Below are 18311 nucleotides of genomic sequence, written 5' to 3'. Positions count from 1 at the left end.
CTGCACAATTGCTGGTGTTTCTGTCCGGCCCCCTCACTTGAATATTTTGTCTTTATTTGGTAATGATTTGAATCTACTAGAAATTTATATCATTTTTTGTAAACTGAAAATCTTAAATTCTGAACTCTGTTAATATTTGAATATGTGAGAAAATCAAGTTTTTGCAGCTTGCGCACTGAGAAACGCTGTTGTGAACGCAAAAAAAACACCCTCAAAGAGTCTGTGTATCTAACGATACAGTTGATTCTTTGAGGGTGTTTTCGTATTAAAATCTATTGTTTTTCATTGGATAGACCCTGACCTATCGCTGCTTAAATCCATGATAAAACGTATCCACCACAAGCGCAGGGGCTGCTTTTCTCGCGATATGACCACTTACAACCTGCTGCCACGTCAGGAACATGATGGAATACAACACATCGACAATCCAGGTTTTATCGAGATCGGAGCGGAAATAACCTTTCTGTTGTAACAGACCGACCGCGTGTAATACAGGTTCTCTCAGTTTCAGATCTGCTCCCTCAATCTCGGGATTATAGTTAATGGTGGTGTCATGAGCCAGAAAATAAATTTTGTCGCCTAATGGAATCAACGCCTCGATCAGCTCAGGTATGTACTTTTCACAATGCTCCTCATCCAGTTGGATTTCTTTCATGGTCTCACTGACCACCTCGATTGCGCGTAATCCGAGATATACCATAAGCTGTTCGCGGCTTTCCACGTATCGATGTAACGTAGCGATTCCGATTTTTGCAGATTCCGCAATTTCATTCATGGAAGCATTCGGTTTTTCAATCAGCAATTTGGTGGCCTCGTCCAAAATGGAATGGAGCCTGGTTTGTTTGATTGTTGTCATTTCCTTTTTCATTGGTATTACACCTCTTGGCGAATTAGTCTACAATTGATCTAGTCATCCATCAAATGATTGGATGAGATTATAAAATTATAGCATACTTCCTCACGAGTAATACTAAAAGCCGCCATTTGGCGGCTCTTAACATGGTTATCTTTCACGTTACTTACAGTTCGATGATTCTCGTTGCAATATTTGTACAAAATTCACGATCATGCTCTACAAAAAGCAGGGTTGGCGAGTATTCCAAGAGTAAATCTTCGATCTGCATACGTGAAATGACATCTACAAAGTTGAGTGGTTCATCCCAAATATGCAGATGAGCTTTCTCACTAAGACTTTTAGCAATGAGCACTTTCTTTTTTTGACCTGCGCTAAACGTTGAGATATCTTTCTCCAATTGCAGTCTGGAAAAATCCAACTTTCGAAGTATCGATTTAAACAGGCTTTCATCAATCCCCTGTGTGGCCGCATACTCAGATAAATGCCCTCCGAGATCGGACGTGTCCTGCGACACATACGAGATTTTAAGCTGATGATCCTTTCGGAAAAGACCTGTATAAGGGATATCTTCACCACAGATAAGTTTAAGAATGCTTGATTTGCCAGATCCATTTTTACCGTACAGGGCAATACGACCCCCGTTTTCAACCGTGATACTGACATTCTTACACACCGTATTGGAGCCGTATGATATCGACACATGTTCCAATTCAACAAGTTCCTGCTTGTGAAAATCCAGCTGATGAATCTGTAAACGTTCTGCACTCTCGATGTTTTTGAGAAGTTTGGATTTCTCTTGAATCGCAGATTGCTGCCTTTGTTCGATATTTTTGGAACGTTTCATCATTTTGGCAGCCTTGTGCCCAATATATCCTTTATCCACCTTGGAACCGGAATTTCTCGTACCATTTTTGGTTTTTTCAACTTCATGCGACCATCCACCGGTCCGTTTGGCTGAATCGGATAAACGCTTGATATCCTTTATTAATTTCTCATTACTCGCAAGTTCAAACTGATCTTGCCTTCTTTTATTTTCCCACCAAGCGGAGAAATTGCCTTTCTGAATCTCGATGTTACTCTTATTGATGGAAAGGATATGGTCCACGCTGTGATCAAGAAACGCCCGATCGTGAGATACCAAAATAAATCCACTCTTGCTGCCAAGATAATTACTGACGATTTGTCTTGCATGAAGATCAAGATGATTGGTAGGTTCATCAATGAGCAGAAATCGATTATCCTTCAGGAACAAAGCAGCCAGCATCACCTTTGTTTGTTCTCCGTTGGATAACGTATCAAAAGGCCGATACAACACATCTTCTGACACTTTCAACAGGTTAAACTCGCGCACAACTTGCCAGTGTAGATATTCAGAATGAATCTCGCCGATGACATCAACGGTCATGGCTCCCTTATTTTCTACCTGGAAAGGAAAGTATTCAAAGCTAACATTCGCAGAGATATGTCCGCTGTATTCATATTTACCAAGCAACAGATTGAGGAAAGTCGTTTTGCCTCTGCCGTTCCTTCCGGTAAAACCCAATTTCCAATCGGAGTCCAACTGAAAACTAACATTTTCAAATATATTATCGTAACTGCCTTCATAAGCAAAGGTCAGGTTGGTAACGTTGATTAAAGACATGCATATCATCCTTTTTATGTGAAATATAAAAGTAAACTGACGGGATTTCACCATGGAACATGGCATGGATTCCCTCACTTTAATATTTGAACATAATCAGAATTTAGATTCGCTTATACAATAAAGAAACCTGGCGATAAACCACTCAGCGCCAAGTAGATCTATGCATAGGAGGACAAAGTGCCGGATTCTGATTAGTCATATTGTGAACCATGCCACTTTTCATGTTCGTTGACAGGTCCACATAAACATCCACAACCTCTAATTCCGTCATCACTCCATCACCCCTTTGAAAACTCACAATTTATTACAGAAAACTTAACATGGAATACGACATGGGTCAAGGCGCCCTTCTCCCATGTTAGCGCGTAAAGATTAATATAGATATCCTAAAAAATCGAGTTCTCCTTCTTCCCATGGAAGGGTTCCAACTTCTTTAATCATTAACCCCTCCACCTTTTGAGTCCCAACTCCAACTGTGGTTAAGGTTTCATGATCAATTTTCAACCATTTGCATGTGTTGCTTACCGTTTTGAATCCATTTTTGTTATACAATTCCTCATGATCCGCAAATAAAAGGACAAAATCAACACGCACTTTGGCCATCCTTTCTACTTCGGAAATTAACAATGAAGCGATTCCCTGAGAGCGAATAGCCGGAGAAACACACAAATCGATTATCCCCAACACTCTTATGGGTTTTCCATTTAAATTCATCATCCTGTAATCAAGTCCTACATGCCCAACTAATTGGTTATCAGGGGTAAATGCTAACACTCTGCCCTGTGGTATTTGCTTAAAAAACAATCTGTCTTTTGGATAAACTTCCGGAAAACTGGCAACAAGTAATTCTTGAAGTAGAGTTGACCATTCTTCACTTAGATCCACATCATATGTTTTAATTAATTTCAGAAAAAACCCTCCTAAACCAAGTGATTCTGTCCTTTACTTTCGTTATCTACCTTACGGAAGGTAGGCATCCTCTACCTCAACTTTTCGTTCATTCCCCATCGCAATGTATCTTACGTTAATGACATTTCCTTTCTGAAAATGGGGAATATGTGTGATTGGAATATAAGTCTCTACAATTGTTGGGAAGGTGCGGCCGTCAACTTGGGTTACAGTCAGATCCAATCGCACGCCAGGCCTTCCATCCCTACTGGATGATGTCTGCACAATATCATGAATTATTGCTTCTGTTGGAATTCCGTCCATCAGAATGCTCTTGCGAAGGTGATGTTTCTCTTTATTGTTACGTAGCAGTTTAAATGCCATAATCGTAGTGATTGTGCCTGTTATAAGCCCAAAGACAATAATAGCGACAATAATAATTAATGTGACGGTCATGATAACCTCCTTTTAGTTGAAACTTATGTTAACTACTTCTTGTTTAGATCTCTTTTTCCTGCCTATTCTCTTTGAATCGGAAAACCTCAAAGTCAAAAAAGCCGCCTTAATGGCGGCTTCATGCTGTGTATGTTCAACTCAACTTAGTCTACTTTCGCACCATACGAGCGCACAAACATAACGGCTTGTTCGCGATCCAAACGTACGCCTTTGATATCCAGTGATTTCAGATCGATTCCTTCCAGGTTAGCCCCTCTAAGATCGGCCCCTTGAAGCTTGGCTCTGCTTAATACAACTCGGGTAAGATCACAGTCTCTCAAATCCGCTTTGGTGAAATCCGTGTCCGTAAAGTCAGCCTCAAAGAAACGAATTCCTCTCAGATCCTGTTTCCCCAAACGTGTATGTCTCAGATTTGTATAGGACCAATCGCCGTGACTTAGTGTGATGCCATCCATTTGCGCACCTGAAAAGTCTGAGCCTGTCATCTTGCAGGAGCTGAATTTGGAAGCAAAGAGATTTGCACCACCGAAGGTGCAATTTTCAAAAGCCGATTCCGTATGAATCGAACCATTCATGGAAGCCCCTTTGAAGTCACACTCGATAAAACGACAGTTACTCGTTTCAATTTCTTCCATAGAAGCGTTCATAAATGTACACTGCTTGAAAACACAACTTATGAGTTCTCCATAGCGCAGATCACGTCCCTCAAAGTGTACTGCTTCATATTCCTGATCCTTATATTGATACACTGGTTACACCCCACATTGTATATTTCTCCGTCTTTCTTCATTAAAAGAACTTTTTATACTATACCACACCCCTGTCAAGCACCTGCTTAAACACCCACAAAAGTCAAGTTACTTTTTTTATGAGAAAAATCTGAAAACTAAAAAAGGAACGCATAAAGCGCCCCTCCAGCTCACACTTTTAACTGTTCCAATGTGGGCTTATATATGTGAAACTCTCCAGTTAGCTACTTGTTCTATTCCTATCAGAAAGCATTACACCAGTTTTTTGGACATCCTGTACAGGGATAACGAAGGTTTATTGATTTCCCCTACTCTCTGGTATCCCAAACGCTCGTAGAGTTTAATAGCTAGTAGGTTTTCCTTTTTAACCGTAAGTGAAGAATTGGACAGACCTTGTGTTATAGCTTGCTCCTCAGCAAAATGAATGAGCTGTGTCCCTACACCAAGTCCTCTGCTTTCAGGCAACGTAGCCAATGTTCCGATGTGGTACTCGTCGTTCTCCGCTTCTTTTAATGTCACCATGGAGTAGAACTCTTTCCAGTGTTGGAGATTATACTTAATCAAGCTCCATTTCCGAAGTTCAAACAGCTTGGAGAACGTTGGCAAAGCAAGTTTGTTCATTATAGTAGTCGGATAACACATGATCATGCCCAGCGTTTGGTTATCCTTTTTGGCTTCATAAGCATATTGGTGACTGAATCGGTTCTGATTTGAACGCCATAACTTGTTAAATGTTTTCTCTATAATGCCTTTGTCCTTGGTACCTGCAAGCGAATAGGCCATATATTCAAGTGCCATCTGATTTAGTTGCCCGCCGACTAATGATTGTGGACTGGCTTTTGTTATGGAAATCTTATTCATCGCTGTCACTCCTCTAGGTAGCTGAAATTGGACTAAAACCTCGTAGCAGGTTGGTTGAATGATAACCCCTCAACGATCACATTCACCGTATCAATGGTTAATCCGGTCAGCTGTTCCACATGTAATCTCACATTGTTTTGCAATTCCCTGCAGACTTCATGCACTTTTGTTCCATAACAAACGACAACCTTTACGTTTATCTCCAGTCTTGATTCTACCTTGCGGATATCTATGCCATTTTGTAGACTTTTCCCGCTCCACTTTTTGGTGATGCCTTCTATAAGTCCTGTCGACATGGAGGAAATCTCACTGGTAGTATTCGCAATCTTGCCGACAATTTTGGAGATCACATCATCCGATATTTGAATTTTTCCCAAAACATTTTGAATGGACATCCTAGGTCCCCCTCTTTACACCCGCATTTTTGATAGATAATAATATCATTTAATTTAAATATAAATCATATAAATTCAAATTTCAACTTTTGAATTGAGTCATCCTCATTTCTACCTGTACATAGCAAAAAAACCGCGATCATCGCGGCTTCTTCTAGTCATACTATGGGAATTTTAATTGAATACGGACAGGAATGCAGGAAGATAACTCGCTATCTGTTCTGCCTTCTTCTGCCTGCTCTGTTTCTTCTGCTTGTACGATCCACTGCCTACCGATTAACGTTTGCAGCAATTCAATCTCTTCTGCGGTCAGACGAATATGCTTCAGAGACAACTCATCTTGAACGTAATCCCGATCCACCTTACGGTCAAACCGGAAATCGAGCAATCGTTTCAACCCGTTAATATGCAAAAACTTGAACTCATAACCTTGACGTATCGCCTTTTCCCAATCGTCTCCGATATCAGCTGCTGTCTGTAGTCTTTCATCAAAATCCATCGCGGATTCCTTAACCAGAGGCAACAAACGGGAATAGTCTCGACGTTGTAAACATTCAATAATCACTTCTTTTGGTTCCCCACTTGTCAGAACATTCTCTACAAGAAGCCCTACAGGAATGGACAGCTGAGTTCGACTCATTGCTCGCCCTCCTCATTCCCGAGGTACTGATTGAACCAGGCATTCACCTGTTGGAAGCTATCGATCCGAAGTGAAGGTTTACCGCTTTTCAGCAAACTGTGGTTGGAACCTGGATAACGAATCAGTTTGGTCTTTTTGCCATATCGTTTTAGCGTAGTATATAATTCCTCCGCTTGCGCAATCGGTGTCCGATAGTCCTGCTCTCCGTGCATGATCAGAAGTGGCGTCTCAATGTGATGTGCATGGGCAAGAGGTGAACGGGACCACAGGAATTCAGCGTTTTCCGCCGGATTACCACCAATGACTCCCTCAACATAGGAAATTCCGATATCACTCGTCCCATACATGGACAACCAGTTGGAGATACAACGCTGGGTTACAGCCGCCTTGAAACGGTGGGTATGCGCTACAATCCAGTTGGTCATCACTCCTCCATAACTGCCACCTGCCACACCCAGACGTGAAGCATCAAGGAAATCGTATGTAGCCAGGGCATAATCAACAGCTTCCATCAGATCCCGGTAATCCCCTCCGGCAAAGTCGCCACGGCAAGCTCTGGCAAACTCCTGACCGTATCCCATACTTCCGCGAGGATTGATCCACAGCACAGCGTAACCTTGCGCAACAAGTGTCTGCATCTCATGACTATATGTTCCCGTATACATTGCGTGGGGTCCACCATGAATCTGCAAAATCAGTGGCAGTTTCCCATTGGTGTCACGTATTGCCGGTGTGGCTAACCAACCTTGAAGCGGCCATCCATCAGAGGACTTAAACTCTACACGGACTGGCACATTTACAGCCAATTCAGCCATGAATTCATCATTTCGCCGGGTGAGTCTGAACATTTCACCACTGTCGATATCCACGCGATATAACTCTCCAGGGTGTTCATCCGTCAACGCAGCGATAACCAGGGACATACCATCTGGCGTTAAGGTATACTGATACACATCCTTTTCACCAGCGCCCGTCACCAATTGACACGCCCCATCTTCTTGAATGCGATACACGTCCACATTCCCGTTATCTGTTCCGAGTACATATACACCACGTTCTGGATGATGGGCATCCGAGATAGGAGAAGGTGACGCACCTGCCGACTTCATATCTCCAAGCGCCGCGTTACCAATCTGCATATCTAATTGAGGTGCGATTGGCCTGGGTATACCTCGATGAACGGGAACAGCGTATAAGCTGTTGTGGCTCCCGCTTCCATACTCACGATCACTGGCGATCAGGATCAGCTGCTGCCCGTCGGACGAATAGGAGAATTGGCTTATCGCCAGACTGGAATCCGTCACTTTGAACAGATCACTTTCTCCCAATCGAATGCTGTATACATCGGTAAAGTAAAGCAGATCCGCATCAAGTTCCTCGTCCTCTACTTGCTTCGAAATGAAAGAAAGCTGCTTGCTATCTGGCGACCACGCCGGAGCGCTGATATTCCATAGCCCGGAAGTCACCTGCGTGATTTCCCCGCTTTTGATCTCATATACAAACAACTGGCTGTATTGACCATCCCACCAGCCAGCCCCTTCCGCCTTCGGCGTTGTACGCTCGAAGACTTTACCTCGCAGCTCAGGTACAGACTCCTGTTGGACGTCTGCTTTCTTCTGTTGGTCCTCCGGTTGTACTTTGCTGGTAAACGCAATGTACTGCCCGTTCGGTGACCAGATATAACTTGAAATTTTACGTGCGGGAGATATCAGCATGACAGGCTCTTTTTGATCTGAATGGAGCGTCCATAATCCTTTGCCCCCATCCTCTGAGCGAATGAATGTGAGCTGTGTGCCATCCGGCGACCAAGCAGGTGAGGAATCTTTTGTTCCATCCGAAAGTGCAATATCTTCATCACCATCGAGCGAAATCCCTCGAATTTGCGTGTTATATTCGTTTTTATCCTGATCTATGGTCTGTTCCACATAAGCCACTTGTCCCTTCGGACTGATCACTGGCTGACTGATCCAACGATAGTGATTCAGATCCTCCGGCATAATTGGTCTTTGATTCATAATGATGGCTCCCTTCTCCGTTTATTTATGGGTTGTCTCCGTACGTGGATCAAGCACATCACGCAGCCAATCTCCAAGGAAAATAACACCGAGTACGGTAAATGTAATGGCTAGTCCCGGGAATGTAGCGACCCACCAGCTTGTTGCAACGTATTGTCTCCCATCACTGAGCATCCCTCCCCAGGATACATCGGGTGGTTTGATACCCAGACCCAGGAAACTGAGTGAAGCTTCCATAATAATTGTCGTGCCGACATTCATACCGCAGATGACGATAAAGGATGAAAGGATATTCGGCAGAATGTGTTTCAGAATCAATCTTCCATTCTTCGCGCCAATTGATCTGGCCGCATGAACAAAATCACGCTCTTTGATACTAAGAACCTCACTTCTTACCACACGAGTGAATGGAACCCAGTTCGTCACCCCGATGACAAAGATCAACGTTGTAATACCCGGGCCAACAATTGCCATTACAACAAGCATGAACAGAATGGTCGGAATCGCCATGAATGCATCACCTACACGCATGATTACGGCATCCACCCATTTCCCATAGAATCCGGATACCAGCCCCAGAATGGCGCCAATGATTCCTGACACAATTACGGCACCCATACCCACGATTAAGGAAACCCGGGCACCATATACAATGCGGCTCCACATGTCTCTACCCAGATTATCGGTACCCAGCCAGTATTCGGCCGTTCCGCCCTCAAGCCATGCTGGTGGTTTAAGTCGGCCCAGCGGATTCACCGCTGCCGGATCATGACTCGTCAATAGAGGTGCACCTATGGCAATTAACACAACCAACAATACAAGCACAGCACCAAACATTCCGGTCTTGCTGATGATCAGTTGTTGCCAGATATAACGAAATCCGGTTGGTGCACGCCCATTGTCTTGTTCCTGTTCTGTACCCGGAATTGGCATTTCATTGCTGCCTGTCATATGATTGCACCTCCTTCTAGTCGTATTTGATGCGCGGATCAAGTAGCCTGTAAGCTACATCCGTCAAGATGTTGATTACTACAACGATAAAGGCAATGACAAACACCGCTGCCTGTACAATCGCCATATCATGTGTGTTGACTGCAACGACCAGCAACTGACCCAGTCCAGGCCAGGAGAATACCGTTTCCGTAATCAAAGTGCCCCCGATCAGACTTGTAAACTGCAAACTCATAATTGTCACGACCGGAATCAATCCGTTCCGAAATGCATGTTTTACAATGACAACCATCCGGCCAAGCCCCTTGCTGCGAGCTGTTCGAATATAGTCCTGGTTGAGAATCTCCAGCATGCTGGAGCGAATCAGTCGGGTCATCTGCGCAGCCAGTCCAACACCAAGTGTAAAGGCCGGCAAGATCAGATGTGACAATCCTCCGCGACCAGATACCGGCAATACGCCCAGCATGACGGAGAACAAGAGGATAAGCATAATCCCCATCCAGAAGTTTGGCATCGCCTTACCAATGACGGATATTCCTGAAATAATGAGATCGGTAAACGTATTGCGTTTGACAGCTGAAATGACTCCAAGTGGCACAGCCATAAGTACAGCAAAAAACATGGCGGCTACAGCCAGTTCAAAGCTGGCAGGCAATCTCTCCAGCACAAGCTCTAACGCAGGCTGATTGTAGCGAAAAGATTGACCAAAGTCTCCCTGTATCGCACTGCCCAGAAACTTCACGTATTGCGTATATAAAGGCTGGTCCAAACCAAGTGCCTGCGTCAAGACAGCACGATCTTCAGCGGTAGCCGTTTCAGGCAACATTAGCGCAACCGGATCACCGGTGACTCGAACCAAAATGAACACAATTAATGAAACAATGAACAGCACCGGAATGATCTGCAGTAGTGACTTAAGTACGTATTTGCCCATTCCTTGTTCACCTCCCTTTTAAAAAAGAACGGCAGGAACATGGTTATCCAGTCCCTGCCGTTCACGGCCTATCTTTTCAATGACCGGTTGTTATACCCGATGTTACTGTGCAACAGGTGTAATCTCGTCAGCATAGAACATCTCGTCACTGCGTGGCGCGAAGTTCACTTTAGCATTTGTTCCGTAGACACCTTCCATTTGGTACAGATATACGGCTGGGCGTTCTTCAGAGAAGATCTGTTGTACTTGCTGATACTCTTTCTCACGAGACGCAGGGTCCATGTTCACCAATGCCGATTGAAGCAGTTTCTCTACTTCAGGGTTGTTGTAATCCGACTCGTCTTTTGCTTCTTCCAACATATAACGATTGTAGTTATTCGAAGCATCGAACAAGGAGTTACCAATACCAATCATGAAGATTTCTTTGAATGATTTGGAGCTGTAACGTTCACTGAATGCACTTGCTTCCAGGACATCCAGATTGATTTTGAATCCGGCTTGTTCCAGCATTGCTGCAACAACTTCAGCCTGTTCTTTGTACTGTGCGGAAACGGAGATGGTCATCTCGGCTTCACCTTCCGCATAGCCAGCTTCTTGCAGCAACTGTTTGGCTTTTTCTTGATCATAAAGTGATGTTTTGTACAATGAAGGATCAGCACCGAAGTTGCCTGGTGTTACGGATGTGCGGGTTACGATACCTGCTCCGCCGGCAATGCTGTCCACGATCCCTTGTTTGTCGATAGCCAGGTCAATCGCTTCACGTACTTTCGGATCAGCTGTGATGCTGCCTTCTGTCTGACGGAAGATCAACTGGAGCACACGTTGGATTGGCGCTTTGACAATCTTCTTATCTGCTTCGCCTTCGATCCGGGCAATGTCAGTGGACGGAATGGAAGACGCAACATCCACACCACCAGCAAGCAATTCGGATACACGTGTGGAGGCTTCAGGAATAACGCGGAATACCACTTCATTCCATTTTGGTTCACCGTCGAAGTAGTTCTCGTTTTTCACCAGTTCCACACGATCATCTTTGGTCCATTTACTGAACTTGTAAGGGCCTGTGCCTACCGGTTGTTTCAGGAAAGTATCGAATCCTTTATCCGCAATATATTTTGCTGGCAGAATGCCTGCTCCCATTTTGGACAAACGGTTCAGGAGCAACGGATCTGGACCATCTGTGATAATATCTACGGTATAGTCATCCACCACTTTAACTTCTACGATATTTTTGAAATAACTGTTTTGTTTCAGTGTCTCGTCCTTGGCTACGCGCTCCAGCGTGTATTTTACATCTGCTGAAGTGAATGGATCGCCATTGTGGAAGGTAACACCTTCACGCAGCTTGAATCTCCACGTTGTATCATCAACCTGATCCCATGATGTCGCAAGTCCAGCAACTTTTTTCTGTTCACTGTCATTTTTGATCAGATAATCAAAAACGTTGACCAGAACCGCCTCACTGGAGGTGTTGTTGTTGTTGTGCGGATCGAAACTCTCAATATCTGTTGCTGCAGCAACGGTCAGTGTTGTACTTGCGCTTCCACTGCCCGTTCCTTCTGATGCGGAACCATCATTCGTGCTTGTCGATTTTCCTCCGCAAGCGCTGAGTACCATTACGACTGCCAGTAACGTTATCCACAAGCCTGTCCATTGTCTTTTTTTCATTGTGATTGCTCCCCCTCAGAAGTTGTATTCCGTGCCAAAAATTCAAGTGCTACTGCAGACAACATGCCCACACCATAAGGCATCGCTGTCTCATCGAGATCAAACATGGGATGGTGAAGTGGATAACGAGTACGTTCCTCATCATTCCCAGATCCTAGTCTGAAAAACACACCCGGAACCTGTTCACAATAAAAAGCGAAATCCTCGCCCCCTGTAGAAGGTTTGATATAAGTCCATCCCTTCTCCGCATTAACCTGATCACAAGTCTCTGTTAGCAGGTCAACCATGCCGAGATCATTCACGACAACAGGGTATCCATCGCCGTAGACAACTTCGCATCCAGCTCCAAAAGAATCACAGACCCCTTTAACAACCTGCTCGATCAAAGCTGGCATCCGCTCACGAATGGCAGGTGAGAGTGTACGAACCGTACCGATCATCTCCACTTCGGGGGCGATGGCTGTTCCCATATAACCTCCCGTGATTTTGCCAATCGTGACTACTGCCGGTTCAAGTGGATCAACCATCCGACTGACGATATTTTGCAATGCGGTGATGACCTGAGCGGATACCGCGATCGCATCAATACCCTCATGCGGACGAGCTGCGTGCCCACCCTTGCCAAACACCTTGATAATCAAGGGATCAGCTGATGCAAAAGCAACGCCCTGACTTACACCCAAGGTTCCCGTGTTCTGTCCAGGTGTCATGTGTAATCCTGCGATGGCATCAACCTTTGGATTCTCCAGAACACCGTCCTGGATCATGGCTCTTGCACCTGCAAGTCCCTCTTCGGCTGGCTGGAAAATAAATTTGATGTTGCCTGATTTCGGTCTTCCAAGACCAGTAAGCAGTTGGGCGGCTCCCATCAGGATGGAGGTGTGAGCGTCATGTCCACACAGATGCGCTTTGCCTTCCACTTGCGAGCGGTATTCCACCGCTTTTTGATCCTGGATTGGCAGAGCATCCATGTCTGCGCGCAAGGCAAAGGTTGGTCCATCTGTCTCTCCGCGAAGCAGGCCTGTAACCCCGGTCTGTCCGACATTGCGTGTAACTTCCAACCCCAGGCTTTCCAGATGCTCAGCTACGATAGCGGATGTGCGATGCTCCTCATAGCCGATTTCCGGATGCTGATGTAAATCTCTGCGCCAAGCACTTAACTGGGCTTGTAGTGGCTGAGCCAGCTGTATTAGTTCTGAACGATTCATTTGCTGTCATTCCCTTCATTTTTGTCCGATTCAGAAACCAAACGGGCATAGATTGCATCCGCTGAGAATTCGATATGCCTTTTCATCGTCTCCTTAGACTTGATGCTATCATGGGCTTTCAATGCTTCAAGAATCTCCATATGTACACCGTGGTTGACGGTACGTATCCGGTCATCATAAGGCATCAGGTCGAGAGCCGGATTAATTTTCGTCCGAATCTGTCTGACGGCTCTCTCACAGTATGGATTCCCCGAAGCCTTGGCGATGGTCAGATGAAATTTCACATCCAGCGCCCTGAACCATTCCCTTGTGCAGTCTGGCTCTATACTTTGCTCCATGTAACCCTCAAGCAGCTCCAGTTCGCCTGCGGTGATCCGCTCAGCAGCGAGAAAAGCTCCCTCCGGCTCGATGATGGTTCGATATTCGAACACCTTCAGCATCTGTGACCAATCCCGTTTAATTTCTTCTCTGGTCCGTTTATGCGAATTGGCTGTCAGAGGCAGTACAAATGTTCCGCCTTTGGCACCCACCCTTTTCTCAATCAAGCCTTTCTCTTCCAGTGAAGAGAGTGCCTCACGAACGGTAATCCGGCTTACGTTAAAAATCTCTGCCAGATCTCGCTCGGCTGGAAGCTGTTCTTCACTCATTAATTCTTTCAAAATAATGGCTTCTTCCAGTTGTTCCCTAATGAACTCACTAACCTTTTTGGTGGATACTTTCTCAAAACGAAATGAAAACGTACTGGACATCTAAACACTCCGATCTGTATATGGTCTAGACCTTATACCATTAATATAATTCCGACTAAACTTATATGCAATACTTTTTTTCAAGTAAATTCATATTTTTTTTCTAATCACCTCCAAATTGAAGCATTTTGGCACAAAAAAGACGCATCTACACGCAGCAGATGCATCTTCGCTTTCGTTATTTGACGACATACGGGCACTACGATTACAGACTATAACTTTTTATTAGCATAGGGTCTGAAATCCTCTGTAACCGCAAGTTTTTTGCTTCCCTCCAGGTAAAAGCTGTCATCCGCTCTCCAGGTATGACTCTTTTTGTTCTGTCTGCGGTGATAGACATAATTGTAAGGAGAGGTCGCGTACGCTTTGAATCCTCTTTTCCTGCATTGTCTCAGGAAGGTCACATCTTCCCCTATTGAACGGTCCGTGAAGCGGACTTTTTTCAAGATCTCTCTTTTGAATAAAATAGTGCCCCCTTGAACAAATTCAACCGGTTTATTTTTTTCAGCAGGAGATCTGACCAACAATGTCTTGGATGCGCCCAAATAGACGAGGCACGAATGTTTACCCACAATATCACTTTTGGTCCGTCTAAGTTCTCTCACCTGCTCTGTTAAATAATACGGCGAATAGTAGTCATCATCATCAAATTTGGCAATCAACGAAAAGCGTGCCCTTGTCATGCCAGCGTTCAGGCTTTGTCCTAGGGAAATGCTCTCCGGAACTTGATATACATGAACATTGGCAAGATTCCGAACCCGGTTTTGGTATAATGCCAGATTCATACTGTCATGATTCAGGACAATGATCAATTCTTTGCTTTTATAACGCTGCCGATTGTAATTTTGCAGGATGTTGTCAAAAAATTGCGGCCGATTGGTACATACAACAATGGAAACACCATGACCCATTTTGTGTTTAGTCAAAACATACCCTCTTTTCAGCTCATTTTTCTCTCATCATATGTGCCGAAACAGAGTCTGGTATGGACCAATAGCTAGTATCCAAAACACCAAAAACCCTCTGCCCCAAATAACAGGACAAAGGGTTTTGTAATCTATTGTTTTAAGCCTTTTCTATGCTTCGCTACCGTTATTCAAGTACACAGCCTTGCCTGTGCGAGCAGATTCATAGAGTGCTTCCAGGATTTGAGATACAACCAGCGCTTGTTTCGGTGTAACGACTGGCTCCTGATCGTTCTCAATCGCTTCAATCCACTTTCTCATCTCCACATCCGGTGCGCTCTCGCTCTTACCATCGTAGAAAGCTACCCCGCCTGCACTCAGTTCAATCTCATTGGTGTATAGACGGCTGAATTTCTCACCATTGATGCGCAGTCCGTTCTTCATATCCGCACCCGCTTCGCTACCGCTCAAGCTACATTTCGCCTCATCCACATCCAGTGAGTTCAGTGCCCAACTGGATTCCAGCATGATCGTTGCCCCATTCTCCATCACAATCATGCCAAAGGCCGAGTCTTCTACGGAGAATTGTTTTGGGTCCCACGGGCCCCAGGCATTGGCCGCATTTTCACGTTGTGAAAGCTCATGATAGGTCGTACCCAGCACAACTTTTGGTTGATAGTTATCCATCATCCAGAGCGTCAGATCAAGTGCGTGCGTACCAATGTCAATCAACGGGCCGCCACCTTGTTTCTCCTCATCCAGGAAAACACCCCAGGTTGGTACTGCTCTACGTCTAATCGCATGTGCTTTGGCAAAATAAATATTACCCAGGTCACCCGCTTCGCACACCTTCTTCAAGTACTGACTGTCTTCTCTGAAACGGTTGTTGTATCCGATGGTCAGTTTTTTGCCGGTACGTTCTGCCGCTTCCAGCATGAGCTGTGCTTCAGCAGATGTCTTCGCCATTGGCTTTTCACACATGACATGTTTCCCCGCTTCCAGGGCAGCAATAGAAATCTCGGCATGAGAAATATTCGGGGTAAGTACATGCACAATGTCCAAAGACTCATCCTTAAGCAATTCCTGATAATCCGTGTAGACTTCGGCTTCAGTAGTGCCATATTTCTGTTTGGCTTCATCCGCACGTTCCTTAACGATATCACAGAAAGCCACCAGTTCAACATTATCTAATTTACTCAGACTCGGCAGATGTTTGCCATTCGCGATTCCACCACAGCCAACAATTCCGATACGATATACTTTACTCATATATATTCACCCTCACTTAAGTATTGGTTGTTTCATTTTACGAAAAGCCGACGGGGTCATCCCCAGACGTTTGCGAAATACAGCATGCAAATAGTTGGCATTATTGAATCCTGAAGCAAGAGCGATCTGTTCAATGGATACGTTACTTTCTTCCAGATTGCGGCACACGGCGCGCAGACGAATATCCTCCAGCACACGGCTGAACGGCATCTCCGGCTGTACTTGGTAGAAAATTCGCTGCAATTGTCTGCTGCTAATATGAAGTTTCTCTGCTACATGTTCCAGCGTGACCACTGTAGGGTGATTCGCCTCCATATATTGCACTGCATACTCATAACGATACACCGACATATCCCGCACAGGGGCTTCCGGTCGATTCCCCCCGGTGTCGTATGCTCGCACGGTTTTGAGTAATATGCTGATAACCAGTTGCTTGATCGACGTATAATAACCTAACAATTTCTGATCACATGCCTCATAGGCTTCCAAAAAACAATGCATCGCCCGATGATAATCATTCACCGGAGTAAGCGGAAGCGTTCTCAGCTTTTCCATCGTTTCCTCGGATTCTGCTGCTTCCCAGGGATCGACATGTTCTCTTGGCTTGTGAACGATATCCACATGAAGACATAGTTCATCCATGTCCTCTTTAGCATCAGCCTCCTGATAATGAACGACACCTGGTCCAGTCAAATAAAGCATACCTTCCGAGAGCGCATGTGTCTGATCATCCAGAATAACTTTACCTTTACCTCTCGGGATAAAATGAAACTCAAACTCCGCATGATTATGGAAATCCACAACTCGGCCCGCTGGAAAAGAAGTCAAATGAAATCGCATCACGCGAATCTCATAATGTCCCCATACCATTAGAATATCCAGTCTCTCCAGGAGATCCTGCCGTTCAAGCATTTTCTCATAAGGATACAGGCTCAAGATTGCACACCTCCTTAATAAAAACTAACCCTTCAACTCTTTCAGAGTAATTCTGCGCCCTTCTTTGGCAGAGAGATTCGCTGCTTCCATCAAACGGGTCAGCTCCATAGCGATCTGCACGTTTTCAGTTGCATCCGTATCATTCTGTATATGTGCAACCCATTGATTGAATGCGCTTTCTCTTTGGTCTGCCAAAGGAAGTTCAGTCCACTCTTGATACTGTCCCTGTACTGCTTTCGTGCGAATCAATAGTTTTTCATCAGGTGTTCCGTACAGAAGCGTACCTTCCGTACCATGAACCTCAATCGTAAATGGAGAATGGCTGTTCACAAAACCGGCTTCAACAACGCCGACTGCTCCAGAATCCGTAAACAAGGTTGCAACGGCATTATCTTCCACTTCTTTACCTGTAATATATCCAAAGTTCGCATTAACCGCTGTTACTTCCTGACCCAGAAACAGTTTGGCGAGATACATTGGATGACAGCCCAGATCAATCAGCGCACCGCCCTGACAATCCTTCAGATCATAGAAGTGTTCAGGCAACCAGTTGGAAATTGCTCCATCATGCGATAAACGCGCTCTAACATAAGTCACTTTACCAAGTAATCCCTGGTTAAGGACATCCTGAATCGTTAACGTATACCCTGCATTCAGTCGAGGTAAGGATACTGTCATCTTGACCTTGTTTGCCTTTACCTCATTAAGGATTCTATTGGATTCCGCCTGTGTCGAAGCAATAACTTTCTCCGTGAAAATGTGTTTACCTGCTTTTGCAGCAGCGGTGATCACTTCTTCATGAATGCGGGTTGGCGCATCTATAATAACGGCATCGATGTCATCCTTGGCCAACATATCTTCGAGTGAAGCATAGAATGGTACGTTTAAACGTTCAGCCGCTTCCTGACCACGCTTGGCATCTTCATCCCATACAGCGGCGATGACTGTATCCTCATGTTCCTGTGCCTGCTTGATGTAATCCCATGCGTGAACATGCCACAAGCTAATTTTTCCAATTCGAATGGTCACTGTTATCTTACCTCCATACTATATAATATTCTGACATTTATCTATAAGTTATCACAGACTTAATCTATTTTTAATAGAAACTCGCGACAATAAATGTATAAAATCACGACATTAATGTTATTAGACATTTATACACTTGCCCAAATCCCTGATATAT

At 44.8% G+C, this 18311-nt stretch carries 18 protein-coding genes; all 18 read right to left on the bottom strand.

All coding sequences use genetic code 11. The features are described 5' to 3' along the window. Positions 1–301: 301 nt before the first annotated feature. The 18 genes from V6668_RS14205 to V6668_RS14120 all read right to left on the bottom strand — a co-directional run bounded on the left by V6668_RS14205 (position 302) and on the right by V6668_RS14120 (position 18154). A complete protein-coding gene (locus tag V6668_RS14205) occupies positions 302–868 on the bottom strand; it encodes a TetR/AcrR family transcriptional regulator (RefSeq protein ID WP_036608234.1) in 567 nt (188 codons plus the stop codon). 151 nt (positions 869–1019) lie between these two features. Beyond that, positions 1020–2498, bottom strand: coding sequence for a ribosomal protection-like ABC-F family protein (gene abc-f / locus V6668_RS14200; protein ID WP_076249424.1), 1479 nt, complete (start codon positions 2496–2498; stop codon positions 1020–1022). Between the two features lie 375 nt (positions 2499–2873). Next, positions 2874–3386 (bottom strand): GNAT family N-acetyltransferase, encoded by a 513-nt coding sequence (locus V6668_RS14195; RefSeq protein WP_338708740.1) that lies wholly within the window; start codon positions 3384–3386, stop codon positions 2874–2876. Between the two features lie 75 nt (positions 3387–3461). Then, complete coding sequence (locus V6668_RS14190; protein ID WP_036608246.1) at positions 3462–3845, bottom strand: hypothetical protein; 384 nt, start codon at positions 3843–3845, stop codon at positions 3462–3464. Positions 3846–3988: 143 nt separating this feature from the next. Then, on the bottom strand, positions 3989–4594 hold the full coding sequence (locus tag V6668_RS14185; protein ID WP_076327705.1) for a pentapeptide repeat-containing protein: 606 nt from the start codon (positions 4592–4594) through the stop codon (positions 3989–3991). A 252-nt stretch (positions 4595–4846) separates the two neighbouring features. Next, entirely contained in the window at positions 4847–5455 is a 609-nt protein-coding gene (locus V6668_RS14180) for a GNAT family N-acetyltransferase (protein ID WP_076249425.1), read from the bottom strand. A 32-nt stretch (positions 5456–5487) separates the two neighbouring features. Further along, the gene (locus V6668_RS14175) at positions 5488–5850 is read right to left on the bottom strand and encodes an Asp23/Gls24 family envelope stress response protein (RefSeq protein WP_101314033.1); all 363 of its coding nucleotides are present in this window, start codon (positions 5848–5850) and stop codon (positions 5488–5490) included. A gap of 163 nt (positions 5851–6013) precedes the next feature. Continuing rightward, complete coding sequence (locus tag V6668_RS14170; RefSeq protein WP_282321537.1) at positions 6014–6490, bottom strand: hypothetical protein; 477 nt, start codon at positions 6488–6490, stop codon at positions 6014–6016. Beyond that, positions 6487–8505: a S9 family peptidase gene (locus tag V6668_RS14165; protein ID WP_338708739.1), complete on the bottom strand. Its 2019-nt coding sequence runs from the start codon at positions 8503–8505 to the stop codon at positions 6487–6489. Before V6668_RS14165 ends, V6668_RS14170 begins: the two co-directional genes overlap by 4 nt. 21 nt (positions 8506–8526) lie before the next feature. Next, positions 8527–9456: an ABC transporter permease gene (locus V6668_RS14160; RefSeq protein WP_152683044.1), complete on the bottom strand. Its 930-nt coding sequence runs from the start codon at positions 9454–9456 to the stop codon at positions 8527–8529. A 16-nt stretch (positions 9457–9472) separates the two neighbouring features. Further along, complete coding sequence (locus V6668_RS14155) at positions 9473–10390, bottom strand: ABC transporter permease (protein ID WP_017688654.1); 918 nt, start codon at positions 10388–10390, stop codon at positions 9473–9475. A 102-nt stretch (positions 10391–10492) separates the two neighbouring features. After that, positions 10493–12058, bottom strand: a complete 1566-nt coding sequence (locus tag V6668_RS14150) for an ABC transporter substrate-binding protein (protein WP_047842833.1) — start codon at positions 12056–12058, stop codon at positions 10493–10495. After that, positions 12055–13266, bottom strand: coding sequence for a M20 metallopeptidase family protein (locus tag V6668_RS14145; protein ID WP_047842832.1), 1212 nt, complete (start codon positions 13264–13266; stop codon positions 12055–12057). Before V6668_RS14145 ends, V6668_RS14150 begins: the two co-directional genes overlap by 4 nt. Next, complete coding sequence (locus V6668_RS14140; protein WP_047842831.1) at positions 13263–14015, bottom strand: FadR/GntR family transcriptional regulator; 753 nt, start codon at positions 14013–14015, stop codon at positions 13263–13265. The genes V6668_RS14145 and V6668_RS14140 overlap by 4 nt, the downstream gene beginning before the upstream one ends. Positions 14016–14227: 212 nt before the next feature. Beyond that, positions 14228–14941 carry a glycosyltransferase family A protein gene (locus V6668_RS14135; protein WP_338708738.1) on the bottom strand — a complete coding sequence of 238 codons (714 nt, stop codon included), beginning with the start codon at positions 14939–14941 and terminating at the stop codon, positions 14228–14230. Positions 14942–15091: 150 nt separating this feature from the next. After that, the gene (locus V6668_RS14130; protein WP_338708737.1) at positions 15092–16189 is read right to left on the bottom strand and encodes a Gfo/Idh/MocA family oxidoreductase; all 1098 of its coding nucleotides are present in this window, start codon (positions 16187–16189) and stop codon (positions 15092–15094) included. Positions 16190–16201: 12 nt separating this feature from the next. After that, complete coding sequence (locus V6668_RS14125; RefSeq protein ID WP_245838080.1) at positions 16202–17125, bottom strand: helix-turn-helix domain-containing protein; 924 nt, start codon at positions 17123–17125, stop codon at positions 16202–16204. Between the two features lie 24 nt (positions 17126–17149). Next, on the bottom strand, positions 17150–18154 hold the full coding sequence (locus tag V6668_RS14120) for a Gfo/Idh/MocA family protein (protein WP_076249433.1): 1005 nt from the start codon (positions 18152–18154) through the stop codon (positions 17150–17152). Between the last annotated feature and the right edge of the window lie 157 nt (positions 18155–18311).

The organism is Paenibacillus amylolyticus (genome assembly GCF_036894225.1).
Classification (GTDB): domain Bacteria; phylum Bacillota; class Bacilli; order Paenibacillales; family Paenibacillaceae; genus Paenibacillus; species Paenibacillus amylolyticus.
This window is presented reverse-complemented; position numbering and strand designations above follow the sequence as displayed.

Excerpts from the sequence above, each read along its gene's own strand:
- V6668_RS14205 (WP_036608234.1), bottom strand. The coding sequence starts at position 868 with ATGAAAAAGGAAATGACAACAATCAAACAAACCAGGCTCCATTCCATT.
- abc-f (WP_076249424.1), bottom strand. The coding sequence starts at position 2,498 with ATGTCTTTAATCAACGTTACCAACCTGACCTTTGCTTATGAAGGCAGT.
- V6668_RS14190 (WP_036608246.1), bottom strand. The coding sequence starts at position 3,845 with ATGACCGTCACATTAATTATTATTGTCGCTATTATTGTCTTTGGGCTT.
- V6668_RS14180 (WP_076249425.1), bottom strand. The coding sequence starts at position 5,455 with ATGAATAAGATTTCCATAACAAAAGCCAGTCCACAATCATTAGTCGGC.
- V6668_RS14175 (WP_101314033.1), bottom strand. The coding sequence starts at position 5,850 with ATGTCCATTCAAAATGTTTTGGGAAAAATTCAAATATCGGATGATGTG.
- V6668_RS14170 (WP_282321537.1), bottom strand. The coding sequence starts at position 6,490 with ATGAGTCGAACTCAGCTGTCCATTCCTGTAGGGCTTCTTGTAGAGAAT.
- V6668_RS14165 (WP_338708739.1), bottom strand. The coding sequence starts at position 8,505 with ATGAATCAAAGACCAATTATGCCGGAGGATCTGAATCACTATCGTTGG.
- V6668_RS14160 (WP_152683044.1), bottom strand. The coding sequence starts at position 9,456 with ATGACAGGCAGCAATGAAATGCCAATTCCGGGTACAGAACAGGAACAA.
- V6668_RS14155 (WP_017688654.1), bottom strand. The coding sequence starts at position 10,390 with ATGGGCAAATACGTACTTAAGTCACTACTGCAGATCATTCCGGTGCTG.
- V6668_RS14150 (WP_047842833.1), bottom strand. The coding sequence starts at position 12,058 with ATGAAAAAAAGACAATGGACAGGCTTGTGGATAACGTTACTGGCAGTC.
- V6668_RS14145 (WP_047842832.1), bottom strand. The coding sequence starts at position 13,266 with ATGAATCGTTCAGAACTAATACAGCTGGCTCAGCCACTACAAGCCCAG.
- V6668_RS14140 (WP_047842831.1), bottom strand. The coding sequence starts at position 14,015 with ATGTCCAGTACGTTTTCATTTCGTTTTGAGAAAGTATCCACCAAAAAG.
- V6668_RS14130 (WP_338708737.1), bottom strand. The coding sequence starts at position 16,189 with ATGAGTAAAGTATATCGTATCGGAATTGTTGGCTGTGGTGGAATCGCG.